Annotated in this window: 16 protein-coding genes; 2 read left to right on the top strand and 14 right to left on the bottom strand. The window is 49.6% G+C overall.

Features of this window, described 5'->3' with window-relative positions; all coding sequences use genetic code 11:
* Nucleotides 1-2: 2 nt before the first annotated feature.
* From rho to KFV11_RS10105, 6 genes are all read right to left on the bottom strand, one after another.
* Entirely contained in the window at nucleotides 3-1,319 is a 1,317-nt protein-coding gene (gene rho / locus KFV11_RS10080) for a transcription termination factor Rho (protein WP_149459160.1), read from the bottom strand.
* Nucleotides 1,320-1,449: 130 nt separating this feature from the next.
* Nucleotides 1,450-2,427, bottom strand: a complete 978-nt coding sequence (gene glpX / locus KFV11_RS10085; protein ID WP_149459161.1) for a class II fructose-bisphosphatase — start codon at nucleotides 2,425-2,427, stop codon at nucleotides 1,450-1,452.
* Between the two features lie 130 nt (nucleotides 2,428-2,557).
* Nucleotides 2,558-2,893: a winged helix-turn-helix transcriptional regulator gene (locus KFV11_RS10090; protein WP_149459162.1), complete on the bottom strand. Its 336-nt coding sequence runs from the start codon at nucleotides 2,891-2,893 to the stop codon at nucleotides 2,558-2,560.
* A 97-nt stretch (nucleotides 2,894-2,990) separates the two neighbouring features.
* The gene (murA, locus tag KFV11_RS10095) at nucleotides 2,991-4,253 is read right to left on the bottom strand and encodes a UDP-N-acetylglucosamine 1-carboxyvinyltransferase (RefSeq protein WP_149459163.1); all 1,263 of its coding nucleotides are present in this window, start codon (nucleotides 4,251-4,253) and stop codon (nucleotides 2,991-2,993) included.
* Nucleotides 4,254-4,442: 189 nt separating this feature from the next.
* Complete coding sequence (gene fdaB, locus KFV11_RS10100; RefSeq protein WP_149459164.1) at nucleotides 4,443-5,300, bottom strand: class IIb fructose-bisphosphate aldolase FdaB; 858 nt, start codon at nucleotides 5,298-5,300, stop codon at nucleotides 4,443-4,445.
* Between the two features lie 88 nt (nucleotides 5,301-5,388).
* Nucleotides 5,389-5,739: a response regulator gene (locus KFV11_RS10105; protein ID WP_149459165.1), complete on the bottom strand. Its 351-nt coding sequence runs from the start codon at nucleotides 5,737-5,739 to the stop codon at nucleotides 5,389-5,391.
* Between the two features lie 61 nt (nucleotides 5,740-5,800).
* On the opposite strand from KFV11_RS10105, the gene KFV11_RS10110 reads away from it, so the two are divergent.
* Nucleotides 5,801-6,301 (top strand): DUF2529 family protein, encoded by a 501-nt coding sequence (locus tag KFV11_RS10110; protein WP_149459166.1) that lies wholly within the window; start codon nucleotides 5,801-5,803, stop codon nucleotides 6,299-6,301.
* A 266-nt stretch (nucleotides 6,302-6,567) separates the two neighbouring features.
* Here KFV11_RS10110 and pyrG read toward each other — a convergent pair whose 3' ends face one another.
* From pyrG to KFV11_RS10140, 6 genes are all read right to left on the bottom strand, one after another.
* A complete protein-coding gene (gene pyrG, locus KFV11_RS10115; RefSeq protein WP_149459167.1) occupies nucleotides 6,568-8,163 on the bottom strand; it encodes a CTP synthase in 1,596 nt (531 codons plus the stop codon).
* 145 nt (nucleotides 8,164-8,308) lie between these two features.
* Complete coding sequence (rpoE, locus tag KFV11_RS10120) at nucleotides 8,309-8,839, bottom strand: DNA-directed RNA polymerase subunit delta (protein ID WP_149459168.1); 531 nt, start codon at nucleotides 8,837-8,839, stop codon at nucleotides 8,309-8,311.
* 86 nt (nucleotides 8,840-8,925) lie between these two features.
* The gene (locus KFV11_RS10125) at nucleotides 8,926-10,050 is read right to left on the bottom strand and encodes an acyl-CoA dehydrogenase (protein WP_149459169.1); all 1,125 of its coding nucleotides are present in this window, start codon (nucleotides 10,048-10,050) and stop codon (nucleotides 8,926-8,928) included.
* Nucleotides 10,051-10,110: 60 nt separating this feature from the next.
* Nucleotides 10,111-10,920: a GNAT family N-acetyltransferase gene (locus KFV11_RS10130; RefSeq protein ID WP_436970232.1), complete on the bottom strand. Its 810-nt coding sequence runs from the start codon at nucleotides 10,918-10,920 to the stop codon at nucleotides 10,111-10,113.
* On the bottom strand, nucleotides 10,917-12,095 hold the full coding sequence (locus KFV11_RS10135) for an acetyl-CoA C-acetyltransferase (RefSeq protein ID WP_254249850.1): 1,179 nt from the start codon (nucleotides 12,093-12,095) through the stop codon (nucleotides 10,917-10,919). The genes KFV11_RS10130 and KFV11_RS10135 overlap by 4 nt, the downstream gene beginning before the upstream one ends.
* 2 nt (nucleotides 12,096-12,097) lie before the next feature.
* Nucleotides 12,098-14,155, bottom strand: coding sequence for a (Fe-S)-binding protein (locus KFV11_RS10140; protein ID WP_254249851.1), 2,058 nt, complete (start codon nucleotides 14,153-14,155; stop codon nucleotides 12,098-12,100).
* A gap of 294 nt (nucleotides 14,156-14,449) precedes the next feature.
* Between KFV11_RS10140 and coaW the strand changes: the two genes are divergently transcribed.
* Entirely contained in the window at nucleotides 14,450-15,268 is an 819-nt protein-coding gene (gene coaW, locus KFV11_RS10145; RefSeq protein ID WP_149459173.1) for a type II pantothenate kinase, read from the top strand.
* A 194-nt stretch (nucleotides 15,269-15,462) separates the two neighbouring features.
* On the opposite strand, the gene ldmS is transcribed toward coaW, so the two are convergent.
* Nucleotides 15,463-16,638 (bottom strand): L-aspartate--L-methionine ligase LdmS, encoded by a 1,176-nt coding sequence (gene ldmS, locus KFV11_RS10150; RefSeq protein WP_149459174.1) that lies wholly within the window; start codon nucleotides 16,636-16,638, stop codon nucleotides 15,463-15,465.
* Nucleotides 16,639-16,642: 4 nt separating this feature from the next.
* A complete protein-coding gene (locus tag KFV11_RS10155; protein ID WP_149459320.1) occupies nucleotides 16,643-17,842 on the bottom strand; it encodes a M20 family metallopeptidase in 1,200 nt (399 codons plus the stop codon).
* Between the last annotated feature and the right edge of the window lie 3 nt (nucleotides 17,843-17,845).

Here is a 17,845-nt window from a genome sequence, read left to right on the forward strand (position 1 = left end):
AATTAAATGATCGGCTTGCCGGTTTTCGCGCTCATCGCGATGCGGTCACCCAGCTGGCTGAAGAAGTCATCATTGCTGCTGCTCTGCTTCAGACGGCGCAGGAACCGTTCAGTGAAGTCCTGCTGCTCAGTGAACAAGTTTCTGAGCTGCCATACCATCTCGAGCTCTTTCGGTTCAAGCAGCAGCTCTTCTTTACGCGTCGAACTGCGGCGGATGTCGATGGCCGGATAGACGCGTTTCTCAGCAAGTTTGCGGTCAAGCGTCAGCTCCATGTTGCCTGTCCCTTTGAACTCCTCGTAGATCATATCGTCCATACGTGAACCGGTCTCAACGAGCGCAGTCGCAAGGATGGTCAGACTGCCGCCCGCTTCAATGTTACGCGCAGCACCGAAAAAGGCTTTCGGACGATGGAGGCTCGCGGGATCCAGTCCCCCTGATAACGTACGGCCGCTCGGCGGCACCACTAAGTTGTATGCCCGGGCAAGGCGCGTGATGGAGTCCATGAGAATGATGACATCTTCCCCGAGTTCAACGAGACGCTTCGCACGCTCGAGCAGCAGCTCTGCTACTTTGACGTGGTGCTCAGGCGGTTCATCAAACGTGGAATGCACAACTTCTGCCTGTGCGACTGAACGCTCTAAATCCGTCACTTCTTCCGGCCGTTCGCCGACGAGCAGAATGAAGAGCTTCGCTTCCGGGTGATTCGTGCAGATGGCGTTCGCGATCTCTTTCAACAGGGAAGTCTTGCCGGCTTTCGGCGGCGCGACAATCATGCCCCGCTGGCCGAAACCGATCGGCGTCACAAGGTCCATAATACGCGTGGAATAAGCCGTCTTCGTTGTCTCAAGCTTAATGCGGCGGTCCGGGTAAAGCGGCGTCAGCGCCTGGAAGTGCGGTCGTTTCTTCACTTCCTCTGCATTCTGGTCATTGACGAAGTCCACCTGCAGCAGGCCGTAATACTTCTCGTTCTCTTTCGGGCGACGAACTTTCCCCGTTACTTTGTCGCCCTGCTTGATCTCGAAACGACGAATCTGGCTGGCAGAGATATAAATATCCTTCTCGCCTTTGGAATAGTTGACCGTGCGCAGGAAACCATAGCCGTCCACCTGGATATCATCTAAAATACCCTCCATGTAGTAGTTGCCGTCCTGCTCCATCTGTTTCTCCATGACCGCAAGAACCAGTTCTTTTTTATTGAGTTTACTGTAATTGACAAGTCCTAGTTCTTTTGCGCGTGCTGTCAGTTCTTTCGTTGTACTGTTCTTGTAAAGCGCATCAAAAGATTCATACTGCGGGCTTGTGCGTTGTTTTTCTATCATATAGCACCTTCTGTTTAATAGTGTAGTGTACGGAGGATGTGAGGGCATGCGTGGATAACTTCAATAGTTTATCATGAATCAATACAATGTCAAAGAAAAAGCCAGCATGCAGACACATGCTGGCTGATGATTAAATCGTTTCATTGCCGGCCATTGTCAGACCCGGTTTCTTCTCAAGACTATGGCGTCCTTGAATGAAGCGGACTGTGCCGGATTTCGCACGCATAACAAGTGAATGCGTCTCAGCGAATCCTCCTTTGAACTGCACACCTTTCAGCAGTTCGCCGTCAGTGACCGCGGTCGCCGCAAAGATCGCATCGTCCCCTTTGACCATGTCATCCAGCTTCAATACAGTGTTCGGCTCAATACCCATGTTGCGGCAGCGTTCTTCCTGCTCGCTGTCTTCCGGCAGCAGAATACCCTGGAAGTCACCGCCCAGCGCTTTAATGCCGACCGCCGCGATGACGCCTTCCGGTGCGCCGCCTGAACCGAAGAGAATATCGACGCCCGTGAAATCAAACGCTGTGTTGATCGCAGCTGCGACGTCGCCGTGTTCAATCAGCTTGATGCGGGCACCTGCCGCACGAATTTCCTTGATGATCGCTGCATGACGTTCACGGTTCAGCAGTGTTGCCGTGACGTTAGTAATATCTTTGTTCTTCGCTTTCGCCACTGCATGCAGATTTTCAGTGACGCTCTTTGATATATCAACGACGCCGACACATTCCGGTCCGACGGCGATTTTCTCCATGTACATGTCCGGTGCATGCAGCAATGTGCCGCGGTCGCCGACAGCAAGAACAGTCATCGCGTTCCAGCTTCCTTCAGCGACAAGCGTCGTCCCTTCAAGCGGGTCGACTGCGATGTCGATTTCAGGACCTTCTTTAGTTCCGAGCTCCTCACCGATATAAAGCATCGGCGCCTCGTCCATCTCCCCTTCACCGATAACGACAACACCATCCATCGGAATTGTATCAAATACTTCACGCATGGCAGTGGTCGCTGCGTCATCCGCCTCATTTTTCAGCCCTTTGCCGACCCAGCGTGCACTCTGCAGAGCAGCCGCCTCAGTCACTCGTACTAGCTCCATCGATAAACTACGTTCCATCGTCATTCTCCTTTGTCCAACGTGATATAACTTTCAGCAATAGTATAACACATTTATCATTAAGTCCTACCCATGATTATCAACAATCCAGAATAAATGAAATATATACAGCCATAAAAAAACAGCCATATTAATGACTGTTCACTTCTTCTGCAAGCTCCAGGTTATTCTGGGCCCATTGTTCTATAGGAATCATCGCCTGACTTAACGCATAGCCTTTGTCCGTCAGCACATATTTGATTGATAATGGTGTCGTCGTTATGACTTTCTTCTCCACTAAGTCCCACTCTGCCAGTTCGCCGAGTTTCAGGCTTAATGCTCTAGGTGTAATGGACTTCAAATCGCGTTTGATGTCTGAAAAGTGGGCCGCACGGTCATCACAGCGTGAAAGATAATTGATCAACAAACCATTCCAGCTGCGCCCAAGAATTTTAAACGTTTCCTCTAAATAAGGACATATTTCCATATCTTTCACCTCACTGACATATTATACCACGGTATAAAAAATATATCAAATATATAATATATATAAAAGAAGAAACCTCCTGTTAAGGAGGTTGCTGTTAGTCTTCGATTGTCTCACGCCAGATGTCTGCGCCTAATGCTTTCAACTTCTCGACGATACCGCTGTAGCCGCGGTCGATGTGCTTGACGTTGTAGACAGTCGTCACACCTTCTGCAGTCAGACCCGCGATGACGAGACAGGCACCTGCACGAAGGTCACTTGCTGCGACTTCTGCGCCGGTCAGCTTTGACGGCTTGATTGTCGCAGTGCCGCCCGCTTCCTTGATGTCCGCAGACATTCTTGCAAGCTCCGCTACGTGGTTGAAGCGTGCCGGATAAATCGTGTCAGTAACCGTGCTTTCACCGGTCGCTAAAAATAACAGTGGTGTATACGGCTGCTGCAAGTCGGTCGCAAACCCCGGATAAACGTTCGTCGTGATCGTCAGCGGAGCGAGCGGTCCGGATTTACGGATGACTGCTTTATCTTCTCCCACTTCAATGTCGACGCCCATTTCAACGAGCTTCGCTGTTAAAGGCTCCATGTGCAGCGGGATGATGTTCTCGATGACGACTTCCTCACCCATGGCAGCTGCGGCACACATATAAGTCCCCGCTTCGATACGGTCAGGAATAATCGTATGCTTTGTACCGTGCAGCTGCGGCACACCTTCAATCTTCAGTGTATCTGTTCCTGCGCCGCGGATTTTAGCGCCCATATTGTTCAGCAGTGTTGCGACATCGACGATTTCAGGCTCTTTCGCCGCGTTCTCGATGACCGTCTTACCTGTTGCCATACTGGCAGCCAGCATAATATTAATGGTCGCACCGACACTGACGACATCCATGAAGATCTTTGCACCGATCAGCTCTTCAGCTTCCAGATGCATCGCGCCCATTTCATTCGTCACTTTAGCGCCTAAAGCTTCGAATCCTTTAATGTGCTGGTCAATCGGACGTGGTCCGAGCGGGCAGCCGCCCGGCAGACCAATCGTACATTTCTTGAAGCGACCGAGCATCGCGCCCATCATATAGTATGAAGCACGTAATGACTGTACTTTGTTGTTAGGCAGTGGCAGGTTGATTGCTTCGCTTGAATCGACTTTCAGCAGATCTCCGTCAAGCTCTGTCTTAATGTTCAGATCTTCAAGCAGGCTCATCAATGTGACAACGTCTGAAATTTCGGGCAGACCTTCAAGCGTTACGACACCGTCAGCCATCAGTGTCGCAGGAATTAACGCGACCGCACTGTTTTTAGCGCCGCTGATCTGCACCTTTCCGCGCAGAGGATTTCCACCTCTAATCTTGATTACTTCTTGTGACATGTCAGTACTCCTTTTCTATCTCCATTAAAAATCTTATCATCGTTCATTATTTATTGTATTGTAAACTAAGTCGTTGAATGATTGCAAAACATAGAATGCGCGACCTTAAATATAATTCAGTTTTACACGACGAGTCAAGAAAAAAAACACATCAGCGGAGCTGATGTGTTTGTGTTGACACCCAGTAAATTACGCTTTGCCAGATGTACCGAACTCGCGGATTTTACCTTGAACAGTCGCTTTGATAGCTTCACGTGCAGGTCCAAGATATTTACGTGGATCGTATACGTCAGCATCATTATTCAATGTATCACGCACTGCTTTAGCAGATGCGATCTGGTTTTCAGTGTTGACATTGATTTTAGCTGTTCCTAAAGAGATAGAGCGTGTGATGTCTTTAGTCGGGATACCCGTACCACCGTGCAATACTAATGGCAGACCAGTCGCAGCGCCGATTTCTTCCATTTCTTTGAATCCAAGGTTTGGTTCACCTTTGTAAGGACCGTGTACTGAACCAAGAGCTGGTGCTAAGCAGTCGATACCTGTTTTTTCGACAAGTTCCTGACATTCGCGAGCATCTGCATAGACAACACCGTCAGATACGACGTCATCTTCCTGACCGCCGACACGACCTAATTCAGCTTCTACAGAAACTCCTTTAGAATGTGCATATTCTACTACTTTTTTAGTGATTTCAACGTTCTCTTCAAATGAATGGTGAGAAGCATCGATCATGACAGATGTGAAGCCGGCATCGATCGCTTCTTTACATTTCTCGAAACTTGAACCGTGGTCTAAGTGAATCGCTACAGGAACAGTGATGTTCATGTCTTTCATTAAACCTTCAACCATTTTCACTACAGTGTAGAATCCGCCCATGTATTTTCCAGCGCCTTCAGACACGCCAAGAATTACGGGTGCGTTCTCTTCTTGAGAAGCGCCAAGAATTGCCTGCGTGAACTCTAAATTGTTGATGTTATACTGACCTACCGCATAACCGCCTTCTTTAGCCTGGATTAACATTTCTTTCATAGAAACTAATGGCATGAAAAAATCCTCCTTGTGTGCTGCTGCACAATTTTATGTCATTAGTATATCAGACAATTCGCGTATTTGCATAACATTAGAACCTGTTTCAGCGATATTTCAAAGCAATTTCCGCCACTTCTTCAATTGAAAACGGCTTCATTAAAATCCCTTCTATACCAAGGCTTATAAACGCCTCCATCTCTTCACTCGTCTGATAGGCAGAGATGAGATAGACGGGCACATCGCTCACTTCCCGCAGCCGTTCAAGTGTTTCAAATCCGCTCATGACCGGCATGCGTTTGTCCATGAAGACAAGGTCATAATGGGCAGCGGCAAGCTTGTCCAGGCCGACTCTGCCGTTTTCTGCTTCATCCATCGTCAAGCCGTAGAGCGCGAATATTTCTTTTAGCAGCAGCCTGATATTATCTTCATCATCAATCACTAAAATGCGTACCATTGTCTTCAGTCCCCTTTTTATAATAGAATTGTACTATAAATGGAGAGAAAGAAGGATTAAAATGTTAAAGATATTCAATACGCAGCTGAACGGTATATTCAAAAAAATCGACGCCCAGGAAACAGAGATTGACATCGCCTCGCGTCTCCTCGCCCAGGCGGTCGTCGGTGAAGGCAGAATTTTTGTCAAAGGCTTCGGTGACTTGAGATACTTCGAAGATTTCATCGTTGAAAGCGAAGAAAGCCTGTTCGGCGCTGAGAAAATGATCACGGAGTCCGTGCTTGACCGTACTGACCGCGTGCTCTTAATGGCAGATACATATGACGACGCCGTTATCGAATACATTAAAGACCTTGACGAGTTCGACATCGATTATGTGCTCGTCTGCAATAAAGACGAACGCATCAACAGCATGAACTTCATCGATCTGTCAACGCCGCGTGCGCTCGTGCCGATGGAAGACTTCAGCCGTATTATCAAGCCCCACTTAATGGCGATGAACTACATCTACTACGCTATCTATGCCGGAATGAAAGAACTGCTGGAAGAAGAGACAGACTGATTGATCGTTTGAAGGCCAAAATTCAGGTGTTGACCGCCGAACTCGAGGAGAAGTGGCCTTCAGGAGCCGTTTGAAGGCCAAAATTCAGGTGTTGACCGCCGAACTCGGGGAGAAGTGGCCTTCAGGAGCCGTTTGAAGGCCAAAATTCAGGTGATGACCACCGAACTCGGGGGAAAGTGGCCTTCAGGAGCCGTTTGAAGGCCACTTCCCACTTCTCCAAGCTTCATTCATACATAAAAGCCGCTCATGATGAGCGGCTTTTATTATTAGTTAAGCGTTGCTTCGATAAATCCTCTGAATAATTTCTGTGGTCTTGTCGGACGTGATAGGAATTCCGGGTGGAACTGACATGCGACAAACCATTTATGGTCCGGAATTTCGACGATTTCAACGAGTCGGCCGTCAGGAGATGTGCCAGAGAACACCAGTCCTTTAGCTTCCAGATGCTGACGGAATTCATTGTTGAACTCATAACGGTGACGGTGGCGTTCTTCTACTAAAGCTTCACCATAAGCTTCATGGGCTTTTGTGCCTTCAACAAGCTGACATGGGTATAAGCCAAGACGCAGCGTGCCGCCGAGATCAACGACATCTTTCTGGTCAGGCAGCAGCGCGATGACCGGGTACGGCGTGTTCGGATCAAGCTCTGCTGAATGCGCGCCTTCAAGGCCGACGACATTACGTGCGAACTCAACAGTCGCGAGCTGCATGCCTAAGCAGATGCCGAGGAACGGAATGTTGTTTTCACGCGCATACTGCGTCGCTAAAATCTTCCCTTCGATACCGCGCTCACCAAAGCCTCCTGGAATTAAAATACCGTCGACGTCTTTCAGTTCATCTTTGAAGTTCGTGACATCTAAATGCTCTGAATTGATCCATTTGATCTCTACTTCTTTGCCGAACTCATAACCTGCGTGCTTCAATGCTTCCGCTACTGACAAGTAAGCATCCTGCAGCGCGACATATTTACCGACTAACGCGATGCGCGTTTTACCGTTTAAGTTACGTACAGTCTCAAGTAATTTTGTCCATTCAGTCAGTTCTGCTTCTTCTGCAGCTTCAAGACCAAGGCGGTTGATGACGATATCATCCATTTTCTGTTCTTTGAGTGCAAGCGGCACTTGATACAATGTGTCAGCGTCACGGCATTCAATGACTGACTTTTTGTCGATGTCACAGAACAAGGCAATTTTATCGCGTAAGTCCTGCGTCATTTCGTATTCTGTACGGACGACGATCATGTCCGGCTGGATACCGAGGCCGCGCAGTTCTTTCACACTATGCTGCGTCGGTTTCGTCTTCATTTCTCCCGCTGCCTTGATATACGGCAGCAGCGTGCAGTGAATGTACATCACATTTTCGCGGCCGAGGTCGCTTTTAATCTGACGGATGGACTCTAAAAATGGCAGTGATTCAATATCACCTGTCGTCCCGCCGATTTCAGTGATGACGACGTCTGCCTTCGTGCTCTCACCGGCAAGCAGCAGACGTGATTTGATTTCATTCGTAATGTGCGGGATGACCTGCACTGTACCGCCTAAATAGTCGCCGCGGCGCTCTTTCTTCAGCACGTGGGAATAAACTTTACCCGCTGTCACGTTGGAATACTGATTCAAGTTAATATCGATGAAACGCTCATAGTGCCCAAGGTCAAGGTCTGTCTCCGCGCCGTCATCAGTGACGAACACTTCGCCGTGCTGATACGGGCTCATCGTACCCGGGTCAACGTTCAAATACGGGTCAAATTTCTGGATGGTGACGTTCAGCCCACGGTCTTTCAATAATCGCCCTAAGCTCGCTGCAGTAATCCCTTTACCTAACGACGAAACAACGCCGCCAGTCACAAATATAAATTTAGTCATTACGTTCCTCCTGAATAAAAAAATAAAAAACGCTCCTTTTGCATATCGCAAAGGGAGCGTATCGGTTTATACATTTGTCCTAATTAAAGGAGCCCAAGTAAAATAATAATCACTTTTCAATCAAATGTCAACATAGAGAAGAAACTTATTCCTCTTCTTCCTCGTAGTCTTCATAGTCTTCTTCGTCTTCATCCTCGTCGAACTCTTCATCTTCTACAACAAGACCTGCTGTATCGATCTCGTCTTCCACTTCTTCATCTTCAGGGTCTTCAAGGTTCTCCTCGTCAGCGCCGCCCTGGACCACAAGATCCAGGTCGTCTTCTACTTCTTCTTCTCCGAGAAGAACGATGTTCGCATCATCTTCGTCCTCATCAAGAACATCAAACTTCTGAACAGTCGGCGCGATTTTCTCTTCGATATCATCGACAGAGTACCAGTCGCGGAGCCCCCATAAGTTTTCGCCGGTTGACAGGAAACGGCCGTCTGTATTTAAGTCTGTGTAGAACTGCAGTACACGCGTTTCGATTTCTTCGTCGTTGTAACCGCCGATTTTCTTGAATTCATCTATCATATCGTACAGGCCGGTATCTTTGCCTTGTTCGCTTAAATAAAGGTAGGCAAGGTCAATGAATGAATTTTCGTTCATCATTTCTTTTGTATATTCACTGATTTTCATTAATGTTCGTCCTTTCAGCTCGTTCAGTCGATTGTTATTCACAGTTCATCATATCAAGAACCCGACTGTTTTTCCAGTAAATTCTGCTAGTGCATGAGCTGTCTTGAAATGACGAGCCGCTGAATCTGCTGCGTCCCTTCGTAAATCTGCGTAATCTTCGCGTCACGCATAATGCGCTCCACCGGATAATCCGTCGTATAGCCGTTGCCGCCGAATATTTGCACCGCATCAACCGCCGCTTTCATCGCTATGTCCCCTGCCAGCAGTTTCGCCATGCTGCTCATCATCGTGCTCGGCCGGCCCTCAGACAAATACCAGGCGGCCTGCCGCGTCACTAATCGTGCAGCTTGTATTTCTGCTGCCATATCCGAAAGCATAAAGCCGATACCTTGATGCAGAATGATCTTTTTGCCGAACGTGCTGCGCGTGTTGGCATAGTCGAGCGCATGGTCAAGCGCGCTTTGAGCAATACCGACTGCCTGCGAGGCAATGCCCATACGGCCGCCGTCCAGAGCTGCCATCGCCACTTTGAAGCCCTCGCCCGCTTCCCCGAGCACGTGGTCATCACTAACAAAGACGTCATCAAAAATGATTTCTGTCGTCGCCGATGACCGAAGCCCGAGCTTGTCTTCCTTCTTGCCGACCGTAAATCCCGGCAGCTCTTTATCAACGACAAAGCACGTCATGCCATCGTCCGTCCGAGCGAATACGATGTAAATATCTGCATGACCGCCGGATGTGATCCAAGTCTTCGTGCCGTTCAGTATGTAACCCGAGTCGACAGCACGTGCCGTCAGTTTCATCGCCTGGACATCGCTGCCGGCGTCAGGCTCACTGAGTGCATAAGCTGCAAGATAGTCCCCGCTTGTCAGCTTCGGCAAATACCGCGTCTTCAAGAATTCTGAGCCGAAGCGGTAGATCGGCACGCAGCCGAGCGAGACATGTACAGACAGTGTGACACCGATTGAAGGGTCGACTCTCGACAGCTCCTCGAGACAGATGGAATAGCTCAAGTAATCCATTCCGGCGCCCCCATATGTTTCAGGAATGACGATTCCCGTCAGTCCGAGCTCACCCATCGCTGTAAACAGCGCGCGGTCAAACCGCGCTTCTTTGTCACGCTCTTTTACGCTCGGTGCAATCTGCTCAAGCGCAAATTCCCGCACCATTTTTCTGAGCATCTGCTGCTCATCAGTCAAATTAAAATCCATTCCCCTTACCCCTTTGTGCATGAAAACAGCTGAACCATTCATGGATCCAGCTGCATCATTTTAATATTGGATTAATTTTGTCAGTACGTCCGGCTCCTGCTGGTCCATATGAACAAAATTAGCATTCAAGTACTCATCCGGCTCAGCTGTCTTGACGACGAGCTTGAGGACATCCGGTTCATTTTTGCGCACGAATGTCGAGAGCTGACGGAGGGCGCTTTCCCTTACCGCGGCGTCATCCGCTTCAAACGTTATGATATAAGCAGTGTCCCCTTGAACATCAAGCTTGATGCGACCTACTGCTGTGCCGTCTTTTTCAAGCGCGATGTCACCGTGCTGCTGCACTAAGCGCAGTTTAGAGACATACTTCCCTTCAAGGTCGAGATAATACAGCCGCTCTTTACCGAGCGGTCCTTCAGGATTCGTCGCGAGATGCAGGAATCCTGCACGCTCGTATAAGTTCCACGCTGCCTGATTCTCAGCGTCGACAACTAAATACAAGTCTTCAAAATCCAGGAACACCGTCTGCACGAATGAAGGGATGTTCATCATAATCTCCGTGCCGTAGCCTGACCCTTGAAGCTTCGCATCGATGGACAGACTTCTGACATACACTGCATTAATCGGTGTATCATACCCTTCATGCTGATAAAACTGATGCAGCACGAAGAAGCCGACGACCTGTCCTTCTTTATTAAGCACGATGCACGGACGTCTGTTCGGGTCCATCAGCCCTTCGTCCAGCACTTCTTTCGGTAGTGATGAATAGATGAGCTGACGCTCTTCCAGTTCAAATGCTTCCAGCTGTTCGCGGTATCTCTCATTGTATTGTACGATATCAATCTGCGATCCTTTATATTCCACTGTTATACCTCCAGGAGAACAGCATCCCCCTGACCACCGCCACTGCATATCGCTGCGATTCCTTTTCCTCCGCCTGCACGTTTTAAGCTGTGAATCAACGTCAGAATAATACGGGCACCGCTCGCACCGATCGGGTGGCCGAGAGCTACTGCCCCGCCATTTTGATTTATTTTTTCTGATGGTAGTTGTGCAATGTGCTGACTGGCAAGTGCGACCGCGCTGAATGCTTCGTTCATCTCAAAGAGCGTGATATCATCTGCCGTGAGCTGCTGTTCTTCAAGGAGCTTATTGATGACGAGTCCCGGCGTTTCAGGGAAGCGCTCCGGCGCAACACCGATTTCACTGTGGGCGATGAGCGTCGCAAGGACGTCCAGCCCTTCAGCTGCTGCGCGTTCTTTCGTCATTAAGATCAGTGCGCAGGCACCGTCGTTAATGCCCGGTGCGTTCCCGGCAGTCACCGTGCCGCCTTCTCTGACGAACGCAGGCTTCAGTGCCGCGAGCTTGTCGACCGTCGTATCACGGCGCGGCGCTTCGTCCTTATCGACGATAACGGTCTCTTTACGTCCTTTCACTTCAACCGGAGTGATCTCATCATCGAACAGTCCGGCATCAGTCGCCGCCACGGCCTTCTGATGAGAATCAAAGCTGAACTGGTCCTGAGCTGCGCGTGACAAGTTGAACTTCGCTGCCGTCTTGTCGCCGTAGACACCCATATGACCGCCTGTAAAGCTGCATGTCAAGCCGTCGTAGATGAGGCCGTCAATAAATTCAACGTTCCCCATCATCTTGCCGGAGCGCATATCCTTTGAATAAAAGACGGCGTTTGACATCGACTCCATGCCGCCTGCAACAACGGCCTCGTAATGGCCGAGCTTCAGCTGGTCCATCGCGTGAGACACCGCGCGCATACCTGATGCACATACTTTGTTGATCGTCTCCGTATGCACATGAAATGGAATACCGGCATGATGCTGCGCCTGGCGTGACGGCAGCTGGCCCTGGCCGGCCTGCAGCACGTTGCCCATAATGACCGCATCCACTTTGTCAGGTTCAAGACTGATACTGTCTAAAGCCCCTTTGATGGCGATGCCACCGAGTTCTCCCGCGGTCTTCGTTTTCAGGCTTCCACCGAGCTTACCAAATGGTGTTCTCTTGCCAGCAACTATTACTACCTCAGTCATCTTTACACTACCCCTTTTTTTATGGAATCATTCAATAACTCTGCTAAATCTTTCGTCGCGACGTGGTCGTTCACTTCAAGCGCCTTTGTCCCGTCTGAAATCATCGTCAGACAGAACGGACAGGCTGTGGCGATCATTGTCGCACCGGTTGTGAGCGCCTGCTCCGTCCGGTTGATGTTGACGCGTTCCCCTTCTTCCTCCGTCCACATCATGCCGCCGCCCGCGCCGCAGCACATGGCGTCTTGACGATTGCGCTTGATCTCGACGACATCTGCACCGAGTGCATTGAGCAGCTGGCGCGGTGCGCTGTAAATGTCGTTGTAGCGGCCGAGATAACATGAATCATGATACGTGATTGTCTCGTCAAGCGTCTCGGTCGGCTGCAGCCGCCCTGCTGCGACAAGTTCCGCCAGCAGCTCGGTATGATGCTTCACTTCAATGTCGAGTCCGAAGTCCGGATATTCATTTTTAAACGTATGATAGGCGTGCGGGTCGATTGTGACCAACTTCTTCGTACCGGTCTTCTCGATGTCTTTCACGTTCTTGTCGGCAAGCTCCTGGAACAGAAACTCATTGCCGAGCCTGCGCACCGTGTCACCGGAATTCCGCTCTTTATTGCCGAGAATCGCAAATGTGACGTCTGCTTTATTCAGCAGCTCACAGAAGCTCGCGGCAATTTTCTGCGACCGTTTGTCAAATGCGCCCATGGACGACACCCAGAACAAGTACTCAAACGGCGTGTCCCCTAGTTCTTTCACCGTCGGAATAGTGATGTCCGGATAATCGTCACGCCACTTTTCCTTATCTTTCTTGTTCAGTCCCCACGGGTTGCCCTGCCGCTCAATATTCTGCATGGCACGCTGTGCGTCGGGCTTCATGCGGCCTTCTGTCATGACGAGATAGCGGCGCATATCGATGATCTTATCGACATGTTCATTCATCACCGGGCACTGGTCTTCACAGTTCCGGCACGTCGTGCACGCCCATAGTTCATCTTCTGTTATGACGTCACCGACCATCGCCGGATGATACAGCTCTACAGGACTGCTGCTTAGTGCGAGCTGATTGCCGAGCGTCCCGGCGAAGAGCGGTGCCGGCACCCACGGCGACTTGCTCGTGACGGCGGCACCGGTCAGCGTCAAATGGTCGCGCAGCTTCGTGATGATGTGCATCGGCGACAAAGTTTTGCCGGTGATGGACGCCGGACACATATTCGTGCAGCGGCCGCATTCGACGCAGGCATATAAGTCGAGCAGCTGCTTGTCGGTAAACTGGTCGATCTGTGATACACCGAACGCCGGTGCTTCTTCATCCACCTCTTCAAAGTTGACGGTGTCAAGCTTGCCGGTCGGCCGCGTGCGGTTCAAATAGACGTTGGCCGGCCCCGCGATTAAATGGGCGTGTTTGGACTGCGGCACGTAGACAAGGAATGCCAGCAGGAATAATAAGTGCAGCCACCAGAACAGAAAGAACAGCGGTGCAGCAGCCGGCTGAATGAACCGGAAGACAGCTGCAATCGCTGACGCAATCGGTTCCGACCACACGCCGCTCTCACCATGCCAGAGCAGCTGCATCGCGTTTGCAAACAGCACCGACAGCATCAGGCCGCCGATAAAGATCAGCACAAGCCCTGCCTTCCAGCCTCGTTTCAGGCGTGCCAGCTGTTCAATGTAACGTCGATAGAACGCCCAGACTACTGCGACAAGTATCATCAACGTCACAAGCTCCTGGAAAAATGTGAACAGCGGATACACCGGTCCGAACGGCAGATGTTTCCCGGGCAGTAATCCTTTAATGATCAGATCAATCGCCCCGAACTGCACGAGCAGAAAGCCGTAGAAAAACATGACATGAATCGTCCCGGACTTTTTATCTTTCAGCAGCTTCTTCTGGCCGAACACATTGACGAGCACTTTATGAATCCGTTCATCACGCGCGGCATTGAACTCATGCTTTTTGCCGAGCTTGATGAACTGATAGCGCGTCCTCACTAAATATATAAACAAATAAACCGCATAGCCTGTCACAGCTAGAAATAACAGCCAGTTCAAATAAATCAACCTACTACCCCCTTGACCCCTTTGCGTTCATTCTACATAATGAATGAACGTTCAGTCAACAATAATCTGAAAATTCTTACGGTTATTACGGCAGGACGCGCGAAATAAATGCAGATGATAATAAAAATTATTTAAAAAACTTGAAAATGCATTTAAATCATTATTGTTTACTGTTATAATGAATGTACCTAGGCAACTCAGAAAAGGAACGGGACTGCACCCGTTCCTTTTTTTATTGTACAGCGGGATATGAGAGGCTAGAATAGAGCTATCACAACAGAACGAGGTAATGACATGAAAATTGGTATTGATGCAGGTGGCACATTAATTAAAATTGCGGTTGAGGACCAGGGGCAGCTCACGTTCAAAAAGCAGCCTTCTACTGAGATTACAGAAGTTGCAGCATGGCTTGCAGCACTGCCGGATGCTGACGTTGCACTGACCGGCGGCAAGGCGACTTATCTGCAGTCACTCATTCCGCAGCAGGCGTTTCAGTCGATTGAGTTTGACGCGACGTTCAGAGGCATCCAGAGTTTTCTTGAGCAGCATGACATCGCGCTTGCTGACTATATATTTGCCAACGTCGGCACCGGCACATCCATTCACTTTGTCGACGGTGAGAATCAGCTGCGTGCAGGCGGTACTGGTGCAGGCGGCGGCATGATCCAAGGTTTAAGTTATTTATTGACCGGCATCACTGACTTCAGTGAAGTGACGTCACGTGCGGCAGCAGGCGACCGTGAGAAGATCGACTTGAAAGTCAAACATATTTATAAAGGGGATAAGACGCCGATTCCGGGTGATTTGACAGCCGCGAACTTCGGTAATGTGCTCCACAATATGCATGACATGACATTCACAGCTGATGACAAGCTGGCAGCAGTCATGGGTGTCGTCGGTGAAACAGTGACAACAATTTCTATTCATGCAGCCCGTGAATTCAAGACAGAGCATGTCGTCTATATCGGCTCCTCATTTTTAGGCAACGCCCTGCTGCGCGAAGTCGTCATGGACTACACTGTTCTCCGCGGCTTTAAACCTTATTTCATCGAAAATGGTGAATTCTCAGGCGCCGTCGGAACGATGCGTCTAATGGAAGCAGCTGCCCGTTAATCATAGTGCGGCCGTCAGCTTATTACTCAATCTGACGATCTTCTCCTGAATTTTGGCCTTCAAACCGCTCCTGAAGGCCACTTTTCACTTAGTCTGACAGTCTTCTCCTGAATTTTGGCCTTCAAACGGCTGCCGTCTTTCACTTCAAGCCAAAAAAATCCCGCAGTTGACTAAAGTCAGCTGCGGGATTTCCATTATGAGTTAAAAGCAGCCAATGCTGCATCTTTTGCTGCCACTTCTTCTTTTGTGCCGTGCCATATGCCGACGAAGCGCGATATCGTCTGATCTTTGCTGTAGAAATCGCCGTCATAATAAGCGAGCGGGAACAGCTGACCGGATTTTACTTCCTGCATAATGCGGTCATAGAACTTACTGTTCTCGATATTGGAATAATAGCCGAGGAATTTCTTGTGTTCTCCTGCCAGTAAATCATTAATCAGCAGCAATGACGTTGAGCCGTTCTGACGGAAATTCAAGTCGATTGCATAAACATGGTCCTTGTCATCCAGCAGCAGATCGAATCCTGCGATGCCGCGGTAACCTGCGTCAACGCCGTTCTGCATAATTTCCTGCCCGGCTTTAATGACGTGCTCCGGCACATGCTCTGCCGTCGTGTTGCCTTTATATTTCCCATATTCATCTGTATTCTGGATTGAGGCACCTAAGTACTTCATCCCCAGTTCATCACTGTAAGCATACTGCACGCAGTAGTTGGCAGTCGTCTGAATGAAATCTTCGATGATGAAATCACTCGCGCCTTCTGCTTCCCCGATGCGCTGCAATGCTTTTTTCAAATCCTTATCATTATAACAGATCATCACGCCGTAACCGCCTGCTGTCGGGTGGTCGTCCGCCGGCTTCAGTACATACGGGAATTCCCAGTCACGAAGTTTGTCGGCCAGCACTTTGACATTCACTACTTCACGGTGCGGCAGAAATTTACCTTTCGTCCATTCCGCTAGACGCATCTTGTTGTTCAGTGCGATGAACGTCGCACGGTCTACATATGACGTCTCAGAATTCACATATTCTGCTTCATGGGTATATTGAAAGAAAATCTTTTCTCCGTTGTTCTCTGCTTCTCTGAGCCGCGCATTATAAGAAGCTTCATCCGTATAACTGCGGAAGTTCTCCGGCATAGCGATACCGGCTGCTTCAAATAAGGCGCGTGATTTGTCGCCGACTGCTGCTTCGTGGACAATGACCGGCATATCAGCGATCAGCAGTTCACGGGCTGTCAGCATATTGGATTGATGTCCTTCAGTCGTCAGCCATGGATTTTTGCCGAACGACGGGCGGGACGTAAAAACTACATGATCACCATATAGTTTGTGTAGTGTCAGCGGTAGTTTCGCAGCGAAATTGTTCATTAATTTACCCCTTCAGATGTTGATGCAGCTCCTTGATTTCGTCAAGGACAGCTGGTTGTGTGATTAGCTCAACTGCCATTGTCGCCATTATACGGGCACCCTGCAGCAGCGCGCGGTCGCCTTCAGCACTTGCTGCGGCCTGCTCAAATTCATACGTATGCCCGATCAATGTGGACGGACCGATCTTAAGGTGCGGGTGAATCGTCGGAATGACATGGCTCACATTTCCCGTGTCCGTAGACCCAAAGCCAAAGTCATCGTGCTGAATCACTTCGCCGTGAAGCGCAGCATGCCGTTCAAACAGATCGTCCAGACGGTCATTCACTATAAATTCATCGACACCGTTTTGAATATGATTCAGTCTGTACTGACCACCGGCCATCTCCGCGGCACCTGCTGCGATGCGTTCCACTTTCTCTGTCAGCCCGTTTAAATCACGACGGCTGAGCGCGCGCGTATAAAATCTTGCTTTCGTATAATCCGGTACAATATTGGCACTTGCGCCACCATTTAATATAATACCATGAACTTTGTCTTTTGGTTTAATATGTTGTCGCAATTGTCCGACACCATTGAAAAAGCTGATCATCATGTCGAGCGCGTTGACGCCGTTGAAGGCATTCTCTGAGGCATGGGCACTTCTGCCGAAAAACTCGACTTCAAATACATCGACGGCAAGCGTCGGCACTGTGCGGTATGATTCATGTCCCGGATGGACCATGAGCGCGACGTCACAGTCATCAAACAGGCCGGCTTTGACATAAGTCGCTTTCGCGCTGCCGTTCACGCCGCCTTCTTCTGCCGGTGTGCCGAATACTTTGATGACGCCGCCGATGTCATCGATCACGGTCTTCAGTGCCAAAGCGGCAAGGACACTGCTCGTGCCGATAATGTTATGGCCGCATGCGTGTCCAAGGTCAGGCAGCGCATCATATTCCGCTAAAAACGCGATGACCGGCCCTTGCTGCGCCGCTTTATAAGTCGCGATGAAGCCGGTCGGATGGCCTGCGATGTCACGGACAACGTCAAATCCGTTTCTTTCCAGCAGCTCTGACAGCTGCTCCTGCGCGAAGTACTCTTCGTTGCCGAGCTCCGGCCGTGCATGGATGGCATGGCTGATTTTAATAATGTCGTCTTCATGTGCTGCGATATAGCGGGTGATGCTTTCTGTATAGGCGATTGCTGCCGTTGAATTAGTTGTCATGGT

Source organism: Macrococcus equipercicus (genome assembly GCF_024205945.1).
Classification (GTDB): domain Bacteria; phylum Bacillota; class Bacilli; order Staphylococcales; family Staphylococcaceae; genus Macrococcus; species Macrococcus equipercicus.

What these genes read in the sequence shown, in the direction of transcription:
- rho (WP_149459160.1), bottom strand. Translation starts at nt 1,319, where the DNA reads ATGATAGAAAAACAACGCACAAGCCCGCAGTATGAATCTTTTGATGCG.
- glpX (WP_149459161.1), bottom strand. Translation starts at nt 2,427, where the DNA reads ATGGAACGTAGTTTATCGATGGAGCTAGTACGAGTGACTGAGGCGGCT.
- KFV11_RS10090 (WP_149459162.1), bottom strand. Translation starts at nt 2,893, where the DNA reads ATGGAAATATGTCCTTATTTAGAGGAAACGTTTAAAATTCTTGGGCGC.
- murA (WP_149459163.1), bottom strand. Translation starts at nt 4,253, where the DNA reads ATGTCACAAGAAGTAATCAAGATTAGAGGTGGAAATCCTCTGCGCGGA.
- fdaB (WP_149459164.1), bottom strand. Translation starts at nt 5,300, where the DNA reads ATGCCATTAGTTTCTATGAAAGAAATGTTAATCCAGGCTAAAGAAGGC.
- KFV11_RS10105 (WP_149459165.1), bottom strand. Translation starts at nt 5,739, where the DNA reads ATGGTACGCATTTTAGTGATTGATGATGAAGATAATATCAGGCTGCTG.
- KFV11_RS10110 (WP_149459166.1), top strand. Translation starts at nt 5,801, where the DNA reads ATGTTAAAGATATTCAATACGCAGCTGAACGGTATATTCAAAAAAATC.
- pyrG (WP_149459167.1), bottom strand. Translation starts at nt 8,163, where the DNA reads ATGACTAAATTTATATTTGTGACTGGCGGCGTTGTTTCGTCGTTAGGT.
- rpoE (WP_149459168.1), bottom strand. Translation starts at nt 8,839, where the DNA reads ATGAAAATCAGTGAATATACAAAAGAAATGATGAACGAAAATTCATTC.
- KFV11_RS10125 (WP_149459169.1), bottom strand. Translation starts at nt 10,050, where the DNA reads ATGGATTTTAATTTGACTGATGAGCAGCAGATGCTCAGAAAAATGGTG.
- KFV11_RS10135 (WP_254249850.1), bottom strand. Translation starts at nt 12,095, where the DNA reads ATGACTGAGGTAGTAATAGTTGCTGGCAAGAGAACACCATTTGGTAAG.
- coaW (WP_149459173.1), top strand. Translation starts at nt 14,450, where the DNA reads ATGAAAATTGGTATTGATGCAGGTGGCACATTAATTAAAATTGCGGTT.
- ldmS (WP_149459174.1), bottom strand. Translation starts at nt 16,638, where the DNA reads ATGAACAATTTCGCTGCGAAACTACCGCTGACACTACACAAACTATAT.
- KFV11_RS10155 (WP_149459320.1), bottom strand. Translation starts at nt 17,842, where the DNA reads ATGACAACTAATTCAACGGCAGCAATCGCCTATACAGAAAGCATCACC.